Source organism: Niallia taxi (assembly GCF_032818155.1).
GTDB lineage: Bacteria > Bacillota > Bacilli > Bacillales > Cytobacillaceae > Niallia > Niallia taxi_A.
Map to the genome: position 1 here is coordinate 1145976 of NZ_CP102590.1, position 19238 is coordinate 1165213.

Consider the following 19238-nt stretch of genomic DNA (forward strand, 5'->3'; position numbering starts at 1 on the left):
ATTTATTAGGGAATAACTTCAACCTATAAATGTGCAAGCTAAAACTCACCTTTTATAGGTGGGTTTTTTTAATAGAATATTAAAATCCGAACAACTAGCGATGAAAGAGGATTCAGATACACACCAGTTACAGCGCACTTAAATCCTTGTTATTCTTGATACGTTATATTCAATAAAACGATGCTCACAATATAGAGTTCTCCCTTAGTCCATTGCTCGTATATCCCACCATTCTCCTCAACTGCTTTAATAACATTTCTAATTCCCATACCCTCAATCAACCGATTTTTACGAGTTTCGATTTCTGCTGTATTGAAATGGTTGGATATTTCAATTGCTAAGTTATTTTTGAAGTAATCTACTTCTAAATTTACTTCCTTCATTTCAATTGATGTTAATCGTTTGCATGCATTAATGGAATTATCTAATAGATTACCGAATATTGCCACTAGCACATCGTCTTGTAAATTGATTTTTCTTGGCAAAAAGGCTTTAATATTGAATTTTATTCCTTTTGATAGTGCATATGTATTTTTTTCATTTAACATGAAGTTCAAGGTATGGTTTTCAGTGAAAATTGTACTGTGTTCCTCTGTCAATGTGGAAAGGGAACGGCGGATGGAATTGATAGCATCTTCAACTTCTCCTTTTTGTAGTTTGCTTAAAAGCACCAAATATTGATTTTTTAAATCATGATTAATAGCCTGTATTTCAGTTTGTGATTGTTTTACTTGATCATAAAATTTCATTTCATTCTCTAGGGTTTTGTTGTGAATGGTAGTTTGTACAAATTTTTCATAGTGATTAGATAAACTCACATAAAGATATAGGATGCACAAGTTCATATATACAGTTCCGACAAACATAAGTGGAATTATAATATGAGGAAGGTTTGTTGAGCTTACTTCATTGATGAATGCTACACATAAAGTGAGTATGGATACAGAGGGGATAGAAGTAAGAGCAATTACTTTAAATAAATCTAACTGATGTTTGGACCAACTCCTTTTATAAACTTTAGTTTTTAAAAGTATAATGCAGATAATTTCAATTATTGTTGAAACGCTGGTGCTTGCTGAAACAAATATTAGATTATAAGATGAAATTTGCTTTAGTGGAAAGAAACTAGAGAGAATTAAGTAGGAAAGATATTCACATCCTAATGATACAACTATGAGGACAGATGTCCAAAAAATTGATTTCTTTAAAGGAACATGGTTTTTGATACCAACTGTTATTAAGATAGCTATGGTTAGTGCAATATTAATGAAAGGGACAATTTGAAGAGATACAATAAATCGCATTATACTAGAAGTGAGAAATAAAGCCAGTAATAATATATTTATTTTAGAAATGTACCGTCTTTTAATTTTACCGTAACTGGAGAAAAAATAATTTGCTAGAATAATATTAGCACATAAATTTAAAATCGTTATTATAATCATCGGATTTTTTCTCTCAATTTCATCAAGATAGATTTTCTTGCTGCTAACTTATAGTTTTTACTGATAGGAATCCAAATATCTGGACTTTTGTCCTTATCAAGTGTTAGATAATCATTCCGAATTTCACGAACAAAACGTATATTAATAACGTAAGAATTATGCACTCTAACAAAGTTATCATCTAAATTTGCTAGTAAATCTCTAGTTGTCATTATTACGGTGTAATCTTCTTCTAGTGTGTGGATTAATACTTTTCGCATGTTTTTCTCAAAAAACACAATTTCTTGAAGAGGAAGTGTATAGTTCACTTTATTAAATTGAAATACGAAGTGTTTCTCATCAATATTAAGGTACTTTATCACCTTATCTAAAACGGGAAATAGCTTCTCCTCATTCAAAGGTTTTAAGATATAATCGAATGTATGCAGTTTAAATACTTCCATTGCATAACTATCGAAGCTTGTTATAAAAACAATAGGAACTTGGGCGTTTAACTCACGAATCCTACTTGCAATTTCTAAACCAGAACTGTCAGGAAACTCAATATCTAAAATGAATAAATGATAGTTTGATTTTGAAAGAAATTCTATTAGTTTTATTGGATTATGAAAAACATCAATAGAAAAAGTTGGATTGTATTTTTTAATAAGGGCTTCTGTCTGACTAGTAACCTCAAAAATATCATCGCATATTGCTATGTTTATCAATCAAACCACCTCCGTTAATATTCAATTCCATTTTACCTTCCGTTCATTAAATATAGCAATTAATATTATGTGATTAATCTCACAAGTTTATTTATACATGTAAACAACACTAGTTATTACTTATAAATGACCAAACATTACATGTAGGTTAAAGGGTGAATTACGTGTGATATCTTTCACATAAGGACAAGGTATTTTTCGTAAATGTATTTTCTTTTAAGAAATCTATTGACGAGCCATAAAATACCTTTGTTACAAATATACAAATCCTTCTGTAGAGGATGGGGTGGTGATTTAAATGAAAAAAGTTACAGTTCGTCGTGCGACCAAAGTAGAAGCAACAACGTGGTGGATTATTATCTAATTTAGAAAATAGTCCAAAAACTAGCACTAAGTTAGTATATCTGACCTTAATTTTTATTGGGGAGATATTCTTCCTTAGTGTCTTTTTAATCATATGAAATAATTATTGGAGAGGAAATATGAAATATAAACAACCACGAGTAAAACCAATCTATCCATTGTATAGGTTAAATGAAAACGAATTTAGAATTGGAGCGCAACTAGGTATTACAGCAGAATTTAATGATCCAGAAAAACAAATGTGGGAGTTAGCCAAAAGGTTGGATGGACGCAATCTTAGGGAAGTCATTAATGAAGTTAGAGAATTATTTCCAGAACTAACTGTAGAAGATATTTTAGAGGGAGTTCAGTTGTTGGATGAAGAAGGTTTTATTGAAGAAACCTTTAAAGATAACGGAAAAAAAGTACCTGAACGTTACAAACCCAATGTAAATTATTTTAGTAGATTTATTGGAACTGAAAAAAATCGTTATGACATTCAACAAAAAATAAGTAATACAACAATTTTATTATTAGGACTTGGAGGCGGAGGTTCAAACATTTTAACTCTTCTTGCTGGATTGGGTCCAAAGAAAGTTATCATCCTCGATTATGATATCGTCGAAGAAGGAAACTTAGGTAGACAACTATTATATCGGGAAAAGGATATAGGTAAACTTAAAACAGAAGTAGCACTACGAGCTTTAAAAGAAATGAACTCAACAATAGAAATAGAAGCACATAATTTAAAAATTACAACCCCAGATGATGTGCTAGCTTTTGCTGAAGGAATAGATTTAGTAATTTGTGCTATTGATGAACCGCCATTCATAGCACAAAGAATTGTGAATCAAGCAATAGTCCGTGCTAATTTACCTTGTGTTTTTGGTGCTTCTCAAGTAAGTCGCGGAAGAGTTTATACAGTTATACCTAAGGTTACAGGCTGTTTCGATTGTCTAAACTTGCAATACAGCATAAATGATCCACAATTTGTTGAACAATTTATAGGTTTTAGAAATATTAATTTTTCCCCACCAACCGTTGCATATGCACCTGGAATTTACCAGCTGACTGCAGCAATAGTTGATGAAGCAGTTAGAGTTATAACTGGTTATGCCCAACCGAGAAGTTTAGGAACACAATATGAAATTAATTTTGAAGATGGTTCTTCTTTTACTCATCCTACTTGGAGTAGAAATGAAAAACAATGTCCAACATGTGGGAAGGGGAATATTTCTGACTGGGAAATATTCCAATATTATGAGAATAAGAAATAAGGAAATGAGGTGAAAGTATGCCAAGCAATATGATTGTAAAACACATAGCTAGTAGAAATTTAAAAAATGGAAAAGCAGTTATTATTGCTTCCGATTCAATTCCACTCGTTGTTGAAAGTGAAATTGCTGACATGTTAATAGAAGATCCCATGTATTTAAATAACTTTAATCAAGATGTGAAATTAATATTTGAACAAAGTGGGTATTTTCAGAAACCTGAAGAAGAAGCGAAAACAATGCCAATAGAACAGACAACGACTAGATGGAACTTATATCGCAAGCTATTTTTATTTGTCGGTATACTTTCACTTATTATTATTATTTCTGCTCTTCCTTTTACAGAGGGAATCCCAACAGGAAATAAAATATTGGCACAAAATGTGCCCTTTTTTTATACATTACTGTGTGTTCTCCTTGTTGCAGTATTAACCAGTCTCTTACATGAGTATATGCACATTTTTTTCTCGCACTCGGGTAAGAGATTAAAAAATATTATTAGGGTACAATTTATAAACTCGACAGCAACCGTTTCAATGTCACATATTTGGGTATGGTCACTATTTTCCAGATTAATTGCGTTATCAGCTGGTTTAATTTCGGATTTATTTCTATTAGCTATGGTTACAATAACACAAATTTTTATTTCGTATTGGGTTTTAATAGTGACGTCGGCTGTTTTGTGGGTTCGGATATTATGGCAATTTCGTTTTCAAAAAAAATGTGATGGTCAATTACTCATTCAAACATTGATGGACAACCCGTTATTTGGTGATGTGATAGAACTTACTGATAATCCTTTAGAGCAAAGGAAAGAAAAGAATATATTTAGGATACTTAAGACTATAGGTTATACCATCAATGCTCTTCTCTTAATATTCTGGTGTTTACCATTTATTTTGAGTATGTATAGATACTTAATTAACTATGTATCTATGAATTAGCAATTAATAAGTCAAATATTTATCGAGGTGGTTATGACACAAAAAGATAATAAGTTACAAATAATTTCGCTGAAAAAGGTTTATAAAAAAAATAATATTGTAGCTAATTCTGACCTTACAATGTCTTTTAAGGCTGGTGAGGTTATTGCAATAATTGGGCACAATGGTGCTGGGAAATCGACATTATTAAATCAAATTTTAGGATTGGTAAAGCCAACTTCTGGAGTCATCCAATATGATGGAGTTAATTTTGTTAATAATCCTCAAAAAGCTAGAGCTTGCGTTTCTCTAATGCCTCAATTTCAAGCGCCTTTAACTGGTGTTACGATGAAACAAGCAATTGAATCGATATTTTTAATTCGTGGTGGAAGAAAAAAAGACATGAAAACAATAACGAATATTCTCATGAAGAATCTGCAAATTGAGAATTATGCAGTACATTCGGGGGATAAGCTTTCCGGAGGTTTACAGAGACTAACTTCCTTTGCTATGACGGTAGTTTTTCCATCACCAATTTTATTATTTGATGAACCGACAAATGACGTTGATCCAATACGTCGAAAGTTAATCTGGCAATATATGAAAAAACTCGCTTCTAATGGGCATATTGTTATTGTAGTATCACATAATTTACTTGAAATAGAGCAGTATGCGGATAGATATATCATGCTAGAAAAGGGACAAATATTAAGAGAATCAGCAATCCTCACGAATCCTGCAATATCCGTAAGTATTTTAAGTATTTTTATTCAAGATACGGATGTTTTATGTGAGATACCTATAAATATAGAGGTTAAATATATTGAAAAAGAGCATAAAGTAGATTTAATTTTAAAACCAGAGCATGTTTTAAGTACATTGGAATGGACCCTGCAACAACTTCGGATAGGGAGGATTTCTAATTATAAACTTTCTCCTATTTCTCTTGTATATGCTTACGAAGGTCTTAAAACATGAGAGGAAATCTGATGGTTAATCCGATTTCTAAACAATTAGTAGGTTTGATTCGTTGGAGTTTATTGCGGCATAAGCATCTTTTAGTTGTTTTTTCGTTTACGCAGATAGTTCTTTCATTAGCGATAGTATACGGATTAGCACTCATGCTTCCAAATCTAGATGGAGAATCAACTATCTACTTATCTTCTGGATCAATTACATTGGGGATAATAGCTGTTGGTTGTGTTCTATCAGGCCAAATTGTAAATACAGCCAAGCTAGAAGGAATAATTTATTATCAAAAAACTTTACCAGTCTATCGTTTAAATATTATTTTGGCTGACATTATTATATGGGGATTTGCTTCGATACCAGGAATTTTTATGAGCAGCATAGCAGCAATTTTTCGATTTCGATTAAATATTGATGTTTCTTTCCAAAGTTTATTAGTTATAGTTTTGGTGCAAATTAGTATGATTTGTATTGGATTTGCCATAGCATATTGGTTTTCGGCAAATACGGTTGCTTTAGTAACTCAAATAATAATGATTGGAGGATTACTTTTTTCGCCCATTTTGTATCCAACCGATAGATTGCCGAATTGGACAAAGATTATTTACGAAAATTTGCCGTTTGTGCCAGCAAGTAAGCTTATTAGATCGACTTTATTTAACAATGGGTCAGTTTCTATTCGGGAAGTAATTGTGGTATCGATCTGGGGAATAGTTACTTTGTTGTTATCATTAATTGCATTGTCGAGGAGAGAGTAAGTAATGGCTAGAATCAATGTAACAAATTTATACAAGACAATTGAAAACAAAGGGTTGGTGAACAATGCAAATTTAAGGGTTAATAATGGCGAAATTTGTGCAGTAATCGGTCCTAACGGAGCAGGGAAAACTTCCTTAATAAAATGTATTTTAGGACTTTTGAAGCAAGATGTTGGAGACATACTTATTAATGAACAGGAAATGACTGCTATTACACGAAATGACCTATTAAAAGAGATAGGCACAGTTTTACAGTTTCCGGTAATGATCGGAAGATTAACCGTTGAACAAGTTTTTGTTGAGCACTTTCATTACTATGGAGTAAAAACTACAGGAGTTATGCAAGAGTTATTAAGAAAAGTAGAGTTGCCAGTTTCTATGAACAGCTTAGCTAAAAATCTATCCTTAGGAATGAAACAACGTTTATTATTATGTTTAGCTTTGGCGCATAAACCAAATATATTGATTCTTGATGAACCTTTTAATGGGCTAGATGTGGATGGAATCAGGTTAATGAAAGATATTTTAAAAGATTTTGCGGAAATGGGTAATAGCGTCCTTATAACGAGTCATTCACTAAATGAACTTCAGGATATAGCTACAAATGTAGTGTTTATGAAGAACGGTACTACCACCCATAATCAAAAGATGGAAGAAATTGTCCGGGATTTTGAAGGTGGATTGCTTCAATATTACGAGGAAGCTAAAACTTTAACTAGTGAGGAGGTAGGTAGGAGATGAAAATAGACAGTAATTTTGAATGGAGCAAGTTAAAAACTGTTCATAATACTATTTTTTTGATTGCTTTTTTATCCCAATTGGTATTTTTATTCTTCTTTGCGACGGTTGGACACTTTGAGTCTGGCGATACCTCCAGTAATATATTAAAAAATATTGCGGGAATTGGTGGTTTAGCGAGTACAATTACAATGTGCATTTTAGCTATTTACGGTGCTACTTTGGTCAATTCCTTTATTATCGAAAATTATATTGGTGAGAATCGTGTTCGTGTTTATTTATATCCTTATGGTAGAAAAAATTTGTTTTTATTAAAAATAAAAACCTTTGTTTTAACGTTTCTTAAACTTCAGCTATTAGGACTTCTTCTTTCAGATACCATTTTCTTAATAGGTGAATTTACTTTTCCTATTGTGAACTCTAAAGAAGGAATGTTATCAAATTTATTAATTGCAATAATCAGTTCCATAACAAGTGCTTTAATAACTCTAGTAATTATCCTATTGTCTGGTGTAGTTGGCATCCGTTATTCTTCATTACCAGCTACGATTGTTTCAAGTATCGTGCTAGTTGTGATATTAGGAAATTTAATTGCAATGTCCCTTGCTGCTAAAATATTTCTAAGTCTAATAATAGCGTTAAGTTTAACAGTTCTACTCTATTTTATCATTCAATCTGTGGGAGAAAGGATTGAAAATGAGGAAGTTGTATAGTTGATTATTATAGAGATAAACCTATAAATTTGTTTACTAATGAGTATTAAAGGAGGTTTTACTGTAAAATGATTCTCTACAAAATACCTTGTGCATTACTCCAATAGTTAAACCAATAACCAATTCCAGTGTCAGCATAAGCGGACACTTTTTTTATTCCGCTTCAAGCAAAACTGTTCTTTACTTTAACCAATGAATCTATGCTTTTACCAATAGGATGCTTAGATTAGGACTGCTAAAATAATGGAAGGGCTTACATTTTGTTTTGCCTGTTTTATAGCTGGTGTAAACAATATGTGTGAATGGAGGTGAAGCTATCACTCATTCAATCTTAATGGGCAGCTATTGATTACTACAGAAAGCAATCCTTCACTTCTTTGTTATTACATACATTCGTTACAAAAAAGGGAGGCAAATGGATGTTTTCGAAATGGGGAAAAACGAAAAAGACGCTAATCGTCACGGTTATTATGCTGTTTATGCTGCTGGCAGGCTTGTCTCCGGCTTTGGCTGGGGATACATTGCCATTTACTGGTGACAGTGCAACTGGTTTGAATCAGCCTACACAGCATGGATATACGGTGAATCACATTTTAGATTGGACACCAGAGACAGATAAAAACGCTGAAATGCTTAGGTCGAGAGTGCCATTGCAAGACCGAAATCAAGCGTTTTCTGCTACACAGGCAAACCCGGAGATAAGTGCGGATACGCAAATGTTTAATCTTGCTGGTGATTATGGGAATGCGTTTATGGACAGTACGACATATACGAATAAGTTTGGTCAATATACGTTTCCGTACTGGCAATATGTCGATTATTATTCGTATTGGCATGGAACAGCGTCAGCGGATGTTCCAGATTATTTATATAATCCGAGCCTACCTTGGTATGAAAGATGGTTTGAATTTGGAGCGTTAAATATTCCAAATCCTGCTTATACGAATGCGGCCCATAAAAACGGGGTTAAATCACTCGCTGTTATTTTCTTTTCGGATAATGATAGGGGACCACAGACATATTCACAAATGTTTGTTAAAGACAAGGACGGCAATTTCCCTGTTGCTGAAAAGCTTATTGAAATGGCTGAATACTATGGGTATGATGGCTATTTCTTTAATCAGGAGGAAGCAAGGGCAGGGGTTGCTGTTAAGGATATTCCTGTATATAAAGAGTTTTTAAAGGCAATGAAACAAAGCGGCCTATATGTGCAGTGGTACGATTCTGTTGATAATACAACAGGTAAAACAAGATATGAAAACGAATTCACGGCTGTCAACAGTCCGTTTGTAAAGGATTCAAAATACGGAGTTTTGACTGACTCCATTTTCTTAAACTATCTTTGGAACAAACAAAAGCTGGAAAAGTCGAAAGCCCATGCTGAAAGCTTAGGGTTAGATCCTTTGCAAACTGTGTTTGCAGGTGTTGAAGCAGGTGGTGACAGATTTAATAAACAGCGCAATGATTTACGAAATAATTTGGACAGCAACGGGAAGCCGATGAATAGTATTGCTATGCTTGGATCCGATTTTACTCATCATGCCTTAGATGAAGATCTTGGCGGAGAAGATTCAAATCGACGTAACAACAGTGATTACCAATGGATGTCCTTTATTCGTGACCGTGCTTGGTGGAGTGGTCCTAATCTAGACCCAACAAACCCAGGCAGAAACGCAGAAGCTAAGCTTGCAGACGTAGCGGCAAAAGGGGATAACTGGGACGGCGTTGCTTCCTATATCGCTGAGCGCAGTGTTATTCAAGGCTCCAACTTTGTGTCCAACTTTAATATGGGCCGTGGCTTAGATTACTATGTAAATGGCAAGCTAAGCAATAAAGATGAATGGTCAAATATTAATATTCAAGACATTCCGGTGACATGGCAATGGTGGATGGATACAACTGGAACACCACTGCAGGCAGATTTTGATTTTGGTCCTGATTACAATATTGGAGCAAGATACAGCTATCAAAAGGTTGGTGCCTTTAATGGCGGCAGCTCGCTTGTTGTGAATGGCTCGTTGGATACAGAAAACCTATTGCATCTTTATAAAACTGATTTACAAGTGAAAAAGAGCTCGAAGTTTTCAATTACCTATAACAAACCATCTCAAGATGACTCCTCACTTATGAGTATCGGTTTATTCTTTAAGGATAAACCAGAAAAGGCAGTAAAAGTGGAAGTGCCTAATTCCGGTAAAAAGACGAATGGATGGGTAACAGCGAATCTTGATTTGTCCAAATATGCAGGAAAAGAGCTTGCTGCATTTGGCATCGTATTTGCAAATGGAGAACAGGAAAAGATAGCTGATTATCAGATGAATATCGGGCAAGTGAAAATTAGCGATGGTTCGATTAAGAAACCGAAGGCTCCGACGGATCTTAAGATAACAGAAGCATTAAGTGACTCGAATGAAATGTATATCGCTTGGAAGCTGGACGATTATGAAAATGTGAAGCAATACAATGTCTATAACAATGGAGCATATGTGGGCGGAGTTTATGACGAAGTATTTTACATCAAAAACTTGCAGGGATTATCTGGTGATATTTCTCTGACAGCTGTGAGCCAAGACGGTCAAGAAAGTGCACCTGCTGTTGTGAAATATGATTTAACAAAAGGTGTGCGTAACATCGAAGCAACTCAAGCAGATAACGGTGATATGGTCGTGTCATGGCAAAATCCAGACAATGTGGATGGGAAAGTTACCGTAAATATTGCAACAGAGTACGACTATGCAAAGGAAGTTAATAAAACTGTCACTGTAAAAAAAGGAAAAACAGAGGCGACGCTACCTAATATGCCGCTGAATGGAGATAAATATCTGATTAAGATCAAAATCGGCAGCCAAAACTGGATTAGCTATCGCAGTACGTTTTTTGATAAAACGATAGAAGCATATCCGGCTGAAAAGGTCACCATTGATGGAAATTCTGTTAAGTGGGATTTACCAAATACGAGAGATTGGCACCATATATATGTTTATGAAAATGGAGAAGCCAAAACATTTGATACGACCTACAGTCAAGGCAAAAAGCCTTATATTGTGCGGGGGCGCACACATTTGAAGGAGCTTACCTTCCAAACGAAAGCAACAGACAGCATTCTTGAATTTGTGATAGAGGATTATTCAGGTAATAAGGCAACAACAGTTATCAGAATGTCGTTAGATGATCTTTACAATAAAATCAATGATTTTGTTGCCAGTGGTGAAATGACTGAGACAGCTGGCAAGCAATTAACAAAAGTCTTGAATGCTGCAAAGAAGCATTATGAAGAGAATCGTATAAAGCAAGCAGCAATCCAAATGAAGAAATTTAAGGATGAAATAAACAGTAAGAAAATGAAGGGAATGTCAGACGGCGCAAAAACTACATTAAATGCTAGTGCGGATTATTTCCTAAGAAATATGTCGAAGTAGTAAATAACGTAGGGTTAAGGGATGGCAGAAAGATTTGCTGTTTGCCATCCTCTTTTTTAATTTTTAAGAATACTAGCATCGGAGGGGAAGACATTGTCTTTGGAAAGAATACAGCGATTTATTCAGCATTTAGGGAAGTTTGAGGTTTTAGAATCGATTCAAGTGGAGGATTGGCAGGCAAAGCGTGGAGTTTATATGGAGCCGGGAAAATATGAATTTAACTCAGATGAAACAGTTCTTATTAATGAGGGTGATTGGCTAATTGATGCTGGTGCCACGATGTTTTTGGAAAAGGAAGTTTCGATTCCATCCAACTGGAGAAATCGCCCATTCGGTCTTACGTTTCTTTCCAGTGCAAAGGGGCGCAGGACTCTTCATGAGGGACTCGTTTCTATTAATGGCAAACCACATCACGGAATTGACCGTAACCGCAGCTATGTTCCTTTCCCGGAAGATGCGCGGAAATCAGAAAAGATTACTATTCATATAGAATTATATAACTATGCCGGCCAAACACTTGATGAGTTAAATTATCAAAATGAACCAGCAGAATATGATCCACCATCGTTGACCCTTTTGCAGGGCAGTCTTGATTTAGTAAATGGCGCTGTGCAAAGCCTGCTTGCAACAGTGAAGTGTTACTATGAAACAGCAAAACTACTACCTGAAGGTAATATAGACAAATCTACAATTATCACCTCTTTGTCAGAGGTGGAACGAAAGATACTGTCCGAAAAGCCGGCAGCATTAACGGATTTTTCCCTCGTTGCAGAAATAGAAGAAAATTTAATCGAAAGCCTCGCAGATTTGTCTGACAGCACGAACGGACAAATGCTGATGGTAGGCCAGTCTCATATTGATTTGGCTTGGCTGTGGCCTGTAAAAGAAGCTATTCGCAAGTGCAGCAGAACCTTCTCAACAATGAGTACACTGCTCGAGGAGAATCCGAACTTTACTTATGCACAAAGCCAGCCTCAAGCATATGCCTTTGTTAAAGAGCATTATCCTGACATTTATGAAAGAGTGAAAAAGCATATTGCCGATGGACGCTGGGAGGTAGTCGGCGGGATGTGGGTGGAGCCTGATTTAAATATGCCATCAGGTGAAGCGTTGGTTCGTCAGCTGCTATATGGAATGAAGTTTTATAAGGAAGAATTTGGAATTAAACCAAGGATTGAATGGCTTCCAGATACATTTGGCTATTGTGCTTCCTTGCCGCAATTGTTAAAGGGTGCTGGAATTGACTACTTTATGACCACAAAAATGAATTGGAATGATACCAACCCTTTTCCGTTTGATTTATTTTACTGGGAAGGAATCGATGGGACGAGGATTTTGTCCTTTTTGAATCATGGCTTAAATGAGTATACCCATCCACAAGAAATCCAAAGCCACTGGGACAGTTACAAGCAAAAAAATGCCCACCCGCATCAAATGCTGCTTTACGGCCATGGAGATGGCGGCGGTGGAGTTACACAAGAAATGATTGATTATGTTGATCGGTCTGCATCCTTGCCTGGATTACCTTCTGTCGTAAACAGTACAGCACATGAATTTTTCGATGGCATAACAGAGAAAAATCCGGCTTTGCCAGCATGGGTTGGTGATATGTATTTAGAGCTTCACCGCGGAACATATACAACACATGCCCGCAATAAAAGATGGAATCGTAAAGCAGAGGTTCTTTACCGTGATGCTGAAATTTGGGGAAGCGTTGCTGCAAGCTTTGCAGGTGCAAACCATGATCCTTCATTGGAGCATGGATGGAAGCTGCTTTTGCTCAATCAATTTCATGATATTATTCCAGGCTCATCTATTCCAGAGGTATATGTTGATTCGGAGTCTGATTATAAAGAAATTTTTGCATGCGGGGAAAAGGTAAGAAATACAGCTTTACAGGAGCTGGAACAGCAAATTAGCACAGAGGGTGATGGGATACCTGTTGTTGTCTTCAACAGTCTGTCATGGGAGAGGTCTGAAACAGTAAAAATCACCGGAGGATTAGAATTGGCAGGAAAAGGCGCTGTCAATCAGGATGGGGAAGTGTTGCCTGCAGATATTAGTCAAATGGAAGATGGGCAATTTGAGCTATCTGTTTATGTTCCAGAAATTCCAGAAATGGGCTATAAGGTCATTTGGCTTAAGGAGTTGGAAAATATCCAAATAGATAAACAGGAGAAAGCTGTGAGCAATTGGGAAACAGATTATTATCTTGTGGAATGGAACGAGCTTGGAGAAATTACTCGTCTATATGATAAGAACTTACGGCGTGAGGTAGTGCATGGTGGAGCTTTGGGCAATCAGTTCCAGCTTTTCCATGACAGACCGATGCTGTGGGATGCATGGGATATCGATCCGAATTTTGCAGAACAGCGCGCAGAAACGGTCAGTCTTTTAGAGCAAAGCAGCACTAAGGGTGCAACGAAGGATATCATTCGGTTTAAATGGCAGCTTGGCCAATCCATTGTTGAACAAGACATGATTTTATACCACCATAATAAACGAATTGATTTTCAAACGAAAGTCGATTGGCAAGAACAGCATAAATTATTAAAGGTTGCTTTTCCAGTCGATGTGATGAGCAGTAAAGCAACATATGAAATCCCGTTTGGAGCTGTAGAACGAGCCACACATACAAACACAAGCTGGGAGCAAGCGCAGTTTGAAGTATGTGGACATAGGTTTGCCGACCTGTCTGAAGCAGGATATGGTGTCAGCTTGCTGAATGACTGCAAATACGGATATGATGTGAAACAAAATGTTTTGCGTTTATCCTTATTGCGTGCACCGAAATGGCCAGACAAGGGAGCGGATATTGGCCTGCATGAATTCACCTACTCCCTTTTCCCGCATGAAGGAGACTGGAGAGAAGCTGAAGTGGTGAAGCAAGGCTATGAACTAAATCATCCTGCACTTGTTATTCAGGCAACAGCACATCTTGGAAGTCTTCCAAGTTCGTATTCCTTCATTAAAACAGAGGCTAAACAGACTATCCTTGATACGGTCAAAATGTCTGAGGATGGCAATGGTCTTACGCTGAGAATGTACGAATCGAGTGGTGGCAGAGAGCAAATTCACCTATCCTTGGCAGGGCAGGCTGATTCCGCATATGAAACAAATTTGTTGGAAGAGAAACAAGCAGATATTTCTCTGGAAGGTAATAAGCTGTCGGCAGCATTAAAGCCATATGAAGTAAAAACAATTGTCGTAAACCTGTAGTTTATGCAACCAATAAAATGATAAGAGTCAGGTGGGGAAATGGTTCATTTTAATCAAGCGCACGAAACGGAAAAAAGCCAAGTTGAAGCATTATTAGCTAAAATGACATTAAAGGAAAAGGTTGGCCAGGTTAATCAAAAGCTGTATGGCTGGGAGGTCTACGAAAAAACAGACACTGGCTATGTTCTAACGGAAAAGTTTAAAGAACATGTACAGCAATGGGATGGAATTGGTGTTCTCTATGGGTTATTCCGTTCTGATCCATGGTCTGCCATTCATTTTGACAATGGCATAACAGTGGAAGCGAGTGCTGAAGTAGCCAATATGATCCAGCAATATGTTAAGGAAAATACAAGACTAGGCATCCCAGTTCTGCTGTCAGAAGAATGCTCACACGGTCATCAAGGCTTAGATAGTATGATAACACCTGTTAATTTAGGGATTGGTGCAACGTGGAATCCAGAGCTGCATGAGAAACTAATGGCAGCTGTTGCAGAGGAAGTCCGTGCAAAAGGTGCTCATCTTGCACTCGTTTCGACATTGGATATATTGCGTGATCCGCGCTGGGGTAGATCAGAGGAATGCTTTAGTGAGGATCCTTTTCTCGCAGCACAGTTAACAGAGGCTGTTGTTAATGGGATGCAAGGGAAGCAAGCTGAGCTGATTCCAGAGGACAAAATGATTGCCGTATTAAAGCACTTCGCTGCACAGGGAAACGGTGCGGGAGGCAAAAATGCCGCACCAGCTTCCATTGGTGAAAGAGAATTGAGGGAAATTCACTTGCCGCCGATGAGAGCGGCTATCCAATCAGGTGTTCTCGCCTGCATGGCCGCCTATAATGAAATTGATGGCATACCCTGCCATGCTAACGGTCATCTTCTTCAGCAGATTCTGAGAGAGGAATTAGGATTTAATGGAGTGGTAATGGCTGACGGCTGTGCACTTGATAATTTAGTTGCCTTAACGGAAAGCAGAGAAAAGGCAGCAGCATTAGCACTTGAAAGTGGTGTAGACATAAGCCTGTGGGATGATGTGTATCCAGCTTTGGAGGCTGCAGTCGAATTAGGACTTGTTAGTGAGGAAAAGCTTAATGACGCTGTAAGAAGAGTGTTGACACTTAAATACAAAATGGAGTTGTTTGACAATCCTTTCGTGGAGAAGAACCCACAGAGAAATAAGGAACAGTCAGAAAAAATCAATTTGGAATCAGCTCGACAGTCGATTGTGCTGTTAAAAAATGATGGTATTCTTCCCTTGAAAAAGGAGCTGAAAAGAATTGCGGTCATTGGCCCGAATGCAGATGCGATGTATAATCAGCTTGGCGATTATACACCATTTCAAAGAGAAAGCCGAGTCATCACCGTCTTGAAGGGAATCACATCATTGGCAAAAGATGCAGAGGTGGTATATGAACAGGGCTGCGGCATTCGATCTGATAAGGAGGAAGGATTGGAAAAAGCAGTTCGTCTTGCCAGTAATTCAGATGTTGCTGTTGTTGTTTTAGGCGGTTCAAGTGCAAGGGATTTTAATGCCCAGTTTGATCTGAACGGTGCAGTTATTAATACAACTGGTGAGGAGGAAATGGACTGCGGCGAAAATGTCGATACTGCCGATTTGGAGCTTGGTGGTCTGCAGCTTAAGCTTTTGCAAAAGGTAATAGAAACAGGGACACCGGTTGTAGTGGTACTGATTTCTGGCAGACCCCATGCAATTCCTTGGATTGCAGAGCATGCGCCAGCAATCTTAAGTGCATGGTATCCAGGGCAAATGGGCGGTCAGGCCATCGCGGAGATTTTATTTGGAGAGGTTAACCCGAGCGGAAGATTACCTGTCTCGATCCCAAGGTCTGCCATGCAGCTGCCTGTTTTTTATAATTATAAGGATGGAGGATATAAAAAGGACCATTATGATATGTCTGGTGATCCTTTATATCCGTTTGGTTTTGGCCTTTCCTATACAGAATTCGTATATGATAATCTTCAGATTAGTAGAGAGTCAATTGCAGCAGAAACGTTAGCCGACGGGGAAAAGTTCTGTATATCTGTTAATGTTACAAATATTGGTGATAATAACGGTTATGACGTGCTTCAGCTTTATATAAAAGGGAAGGCTGGAAGCATTATTAGGAGAGTGAAGGAATTAAAAGGCTTTAAGAAGGTATGGCTTGCGGCAGGAGAAACAAAAGAAGTTCGCCTTGAGCTAGGAGCAGAGGAGCTGCAAGTGTTCAGCAGTCACAATACCTACAAGGTGGAACAGGGAGACTTTGAAATAGAAGTTGGAAACCCCGTCAGTAGCTTAGGAGCTGCTTTAAATATCAGTTGATTCTTGATGTGGACATATTTAGGGAGAGGACTAATTTTAGTCCTCTTTTTGTCTTTTGCTTCAAAGAAAAAGAAGAGGTTTGCTAAGTAGATTTTTCCTTGATGTAGATGGACTTTCAGAGGATTATAAACTAACTAAATTGCAAGATTTTTCATCTGAAAGCGGTTGAATTTAACTAGTGTTTTTGTTATGCTTAAAGCAACTTTACAGGAAATGGAGGTTTTCCTTTTGACAGCATCCATGAGATTAAGATTCTCACCATTCATTCGTTAATTGAATACGTATGAAGCTCTGCCTATGTTTTAGAGTAGGGAATGGTCTGTCTATTTTTAAGGAAGCCTTTATTTGACGGGTAGTTTTAAAGAGGGAATAGTCTGCCCTCTTTTTTGCTGTCTTTTATTGTTAGGACAGAGCCTTTCTAAGGATGTAGGTGAAGCACCATTTCTAAAAATATAAGATGAAATGAGTGGGGAATATGAACTTAGTTAATAATCAGCAAAATGAAACTTGGTTAAGAAACATCGTCCTGTTTTTAAGCAGCCAGACTATTTCGCTTTTTGGATCATCTCTAGTTCAGTATGCGATCATGTGGCATATCACATTAACAACAGAATCAGGAATGATGATGACATTGTATATCATCTGTGGCTTTATTCCGACATTTATTCTGTCACCAATCGCAGGAGTTTGGGCAGACAGATACAATCGGAAAATCTTGATTGTACTTTCTGATGGGCTTATCGCATTTGCTACATTAATCCTGGCCATTCTTTTTATAATGGGCTTTGATTCAATCTGGCTCTTGTTTGTTATGGCGGCGATTCGGGCATTTGGGGCGGGAATTCAAACACCTGCTGTTGGTGCCATCTTGCCACAGGTTGTTCCTAAGGAAAAGCTGACAAAGGTTAATGGAGTGAATGGCAGCATTCAGGCTATCATCATGTTCGTATCACCGATGGTAAGTGCTGCATTATTGGCAACTACAGCCATTGAGATTATCTTCTTTATAGATGTCATTACAGCAGCAATAGCAATTGTTACAATGCTTTCCTTTGTAAAAATATCTGTACATGAAAAGGCAGCTGAAAAACAGACAACAAGCTATTTTGCCGATTTTAAAGAGGGCTTGAGCTATGTGAACAGCAACAGCTTTTTGAAGTCATTTTTCGTGTTTTTTGCGATTTTCTTTGTGTTAATGGCACCTGCTGCATTTTTGACACCGCTCCAGGTTACTCGCAGCTTTGGAAGTGATGTGTGGCGTTTGACAGCAGTTGAACTTGCCTTTTCCATCGGGATGATTGCAGGAGGCGGCATCATTGCAGCTTGGGGCGGCTTCCGCAATAAGATCAGCACAATGACTCTTGCAAGTGTCATTATGGGTGTATGCACATTAACTCTCGGAATTGCGCCGTCATTTTGGTTATATTTAATCTTCATGGGAGTCTTCGGCATTGCGATGCCAATTTTTAACACACCAACTACTGTACTTTTGCAGGAGAAAATCTCTGAGGAATATTTAGGAAGAGTTTTTGGCGTGTTAGGAATGATCTCTACCTCCATGATGCCAATCGGTATGCTTATTTTCGGTCCACTCGCAGATATTATTAGAATTGAATGGCTGTTAATAGGCACTGGATTATTCATGCTTGTGCTTACCGTTTTCTTAAGCCGGAATAAGGCACTAATTGAAGCAGGTGAGCCTGTGGTTACTGAAGCTTAATGAATTCTGACAGTATCCAGTATAATACCCTGCTGTCGTACTGACAGCAGGGTATTAAGGTTGAATAATAAGACAATGTTTTGCTAAAAGGAGAAGAGGCATGTCAGTATCTATTGTAGAATTACACCCACACAATCCTGAATGGGAATCCAAATTTGAACGGGAAAAGACAAGGATTTTAGAGGCACTAGGCGATAAAACATTAGCAATTGAACATATAGGCAGCACGTCAATTAAAGGATTAGCAGCTAAGCCTATTATTGATATAATGGAGGTGTTGATAATCTTAACCAAGTAGCTGACTGGATACCATTATTACTCGATATTAAGTACGAATATGTACCTAAACCAGAATGTATAGATAGAAGATTTTTTAGGAAAGGTCCATGGGGTCAGGGGATTTGTCATCTGCATATTTGTGAACACGACAGTACAGAATGGCAAGATAAATTACTTTTTCGTGATTATCTCCGGTTTCATCCTGAAGCTGTAAGTGAATATGCTTCACTAAAGGAAGAACTTGCCCATGTACATAAATTAGATCGACATGCTTATACAGAGAGAAAAGGACCTTTTATTAGGAGAATTATAGATTTTGCTAGATTAACTGGAGAGAACAAATTAACAAAGGGAATCTAAAGCTTTAAACACTTATCTTTAATAATAAACCAAAAATGCTCCCGGAACAC

Annotated in this window: 14 protein-coding genes; 12 read left to right on the plus strand and 2 right to left on the minus strand. The window is 37.1% G+C overall.

Features of this window, described 5'->3' with window-relative positions; all coding sequences use genetic code 11:
- Positions 1 to 149: 149 nt before the first annotated feature.
- Together NQZ71_RS24715 and NQZ71_RS24720 are read right to left on the minus strand one after the other, a co-directional pair.
- Positions 150 to 1445, minus strand: a complete 1296-nt coding sequence (locus NQZ71_RS24715; RefSeq protein ID WP_144455402.1) for a GHKL domain-containing protein — start codon at positions 1443 to 1445, stop codon at positions 150 to 152.
- Entirely contained in the window at positions 1442 to 2152 is a 711-nt protein-coding gene (locus tag NQZ71_RS24720; protein WP_144455400.1) for a LytR/AlgR family response regulator transcription factor, read from the minus strand. Before NQZ71_RS24720 ends, NQZ71_RS24715 begins: the two co-directional genes overlap by 4 nt.
- Positions 2153 to 2634: 482 nt before the next feature.
- On the opposite strand from NQZ71_RS24720, the gene NQZ71_RS24725 reads away from it, so the two are divergent.
- From NQZ71_RS24725 to NQZ71_RS24780, 12 genes are all read left to right on the plus strand, one after another.
- Positions 2635 to 3771 (plus strand): ThiF family adenylyltransferase, encoded by a 1137-nt coding sequence (locus tag NQZ71_RS24725; protein ID WP_144455398.1) that lies wholly within the window; start codon positions 2635 to 2637, stop codon positions 3769 to 3771.
- Positions 3772 to 3788: 17 nt separating this feature from the next.
- Positions 3789 to 4712, plus strand: coding sequence for a hypothetical protein (locus NQZ71_RS24730; RefSeq protein WP_144455396.1), 924 nt, complete (start codon positions 3789 to 3791; stop codon positions 4710 to 4712).
- A gap of 33 nt (positions 4713 to 4745) precedes the next feature.
- Complete coding sequence (locus tag NQZ71_RS24735; RefSeq protein ID WP_144455394.1) at positions 4746 to 5669, plus strand: ATP-binding cassette domain-containing protein; 924 nt, start codon at positions 4746 to 4748, stop codon at positions 5667 to 5669.
- An 11-nt stretch (positions 5670 to 5680) separates the two neighbouring features.
- Positions 5681 to 6418 carry an ABC transporter permease gene (locus NQZ71_RS24740; protein WP_275008688.1) on the plus strand — a complete coding sequence of 246 codons (738 nt, stop codon included), beginning with the start codon at positions 5681 to 5683 and terminating at the stop codon, positions 6416 to 6418.
- 3 nt (positions 6419 to 6421) lie between these two features.
- Positions 6422 to 7159, plus strand: coding sequence for an ABC transporter ATP-binding protein (locus NQZ71_RS24745; protein ID WP_260054393.1), 738 nt, complete (start codon positions 6422 to 6424; stop codon positions 7157 to 7159).
- Positions 7156 to 7869: a hypothetical protein gene (locus NQZ71_RS24750; RefSeq protein ID WP_144455388.1), complete on the plus strand. Its 714-nt coding sequence runs from the start codon at positions 7156 to 7158 to the stop codon at positions 7867 to 7869. The genes NQZ71_RS24745 and NQZ71_RS24750 overlap by 4 nt, the downstream gene beginning before the upstream one ends.
- A gap of 419 nt (positions 7870 to 8288) precedes the next feature.
- Positions 8289 to 11288, plus strand: a complete 3000-nt coding sequence (locus NQZ71_RS24755) for an endo-beta-N-acetylglucosaminidase (protein ID WP_317011961.1) — start codon at positions 8289 to 8291, stop codon at positions 11286 to 11288.
- Positions 11289 to 11381: 93 nt separating this feature from the next.
- Complete coding sequence (locus tag NQZ71_RS24760; protein WP_317011962.1) at positions 11382 to 14507, plus strand: alpha-mannosidase; 3126 nt, start codon at positions 11382 to 11384, stop codon at positions 14505 to 14507.
- Positions 14508 to 14546: 39 nt separating this feature from the next.
- A complete protein-coding gene (locus tag NQZ71_RS24765) occupies positions 14547 to 16829 on the plus strand; it encodes a glycoside hydrolase family 3 N-terminal domain-containing protein (protein WP_317011963.1) in 2283 nt (760 codons plus the stop codon).
- A 475-nt stretch (positions 16830 to 17304) separates the two neighbouring features.
- Entirely contained in the window at positions 17305 to 18549 is a 1245-nt protein-coding gene (locus NQZ71_RS24770) for an MFS transporter (protein WP_144455382.1), read from the plus strand.
- Between the two features lie 100 nt (positions 18550 to 18649).
- Complete coding sequence (locus tag NQZ71_RS24775; RefSeq protein ID WP_317011965.1) at positions 18650 to 18847, plus strand: GrpB family protein; 198 nt, start codon at positions 18650 to 18652, stop codon at positions 18845 to 18847.
- Positions 18848 to 18873: 26 nt separating this feature from the next.
- Positions 18874 to 19188 carry a GrpB family protein gene (locus NQZ71_RS24780; RefSeq protein ID WP_317012535.1) on the plus strand — a complete coding sequence of 105 codons (315 nt, stop codon included), beginning with the start codon at positions 18874 to 18876 and terminating at the stop codon, positions 19186 to 19188.
- Positions 19189 to 19238: the final 50 nt, after the last annotated feature.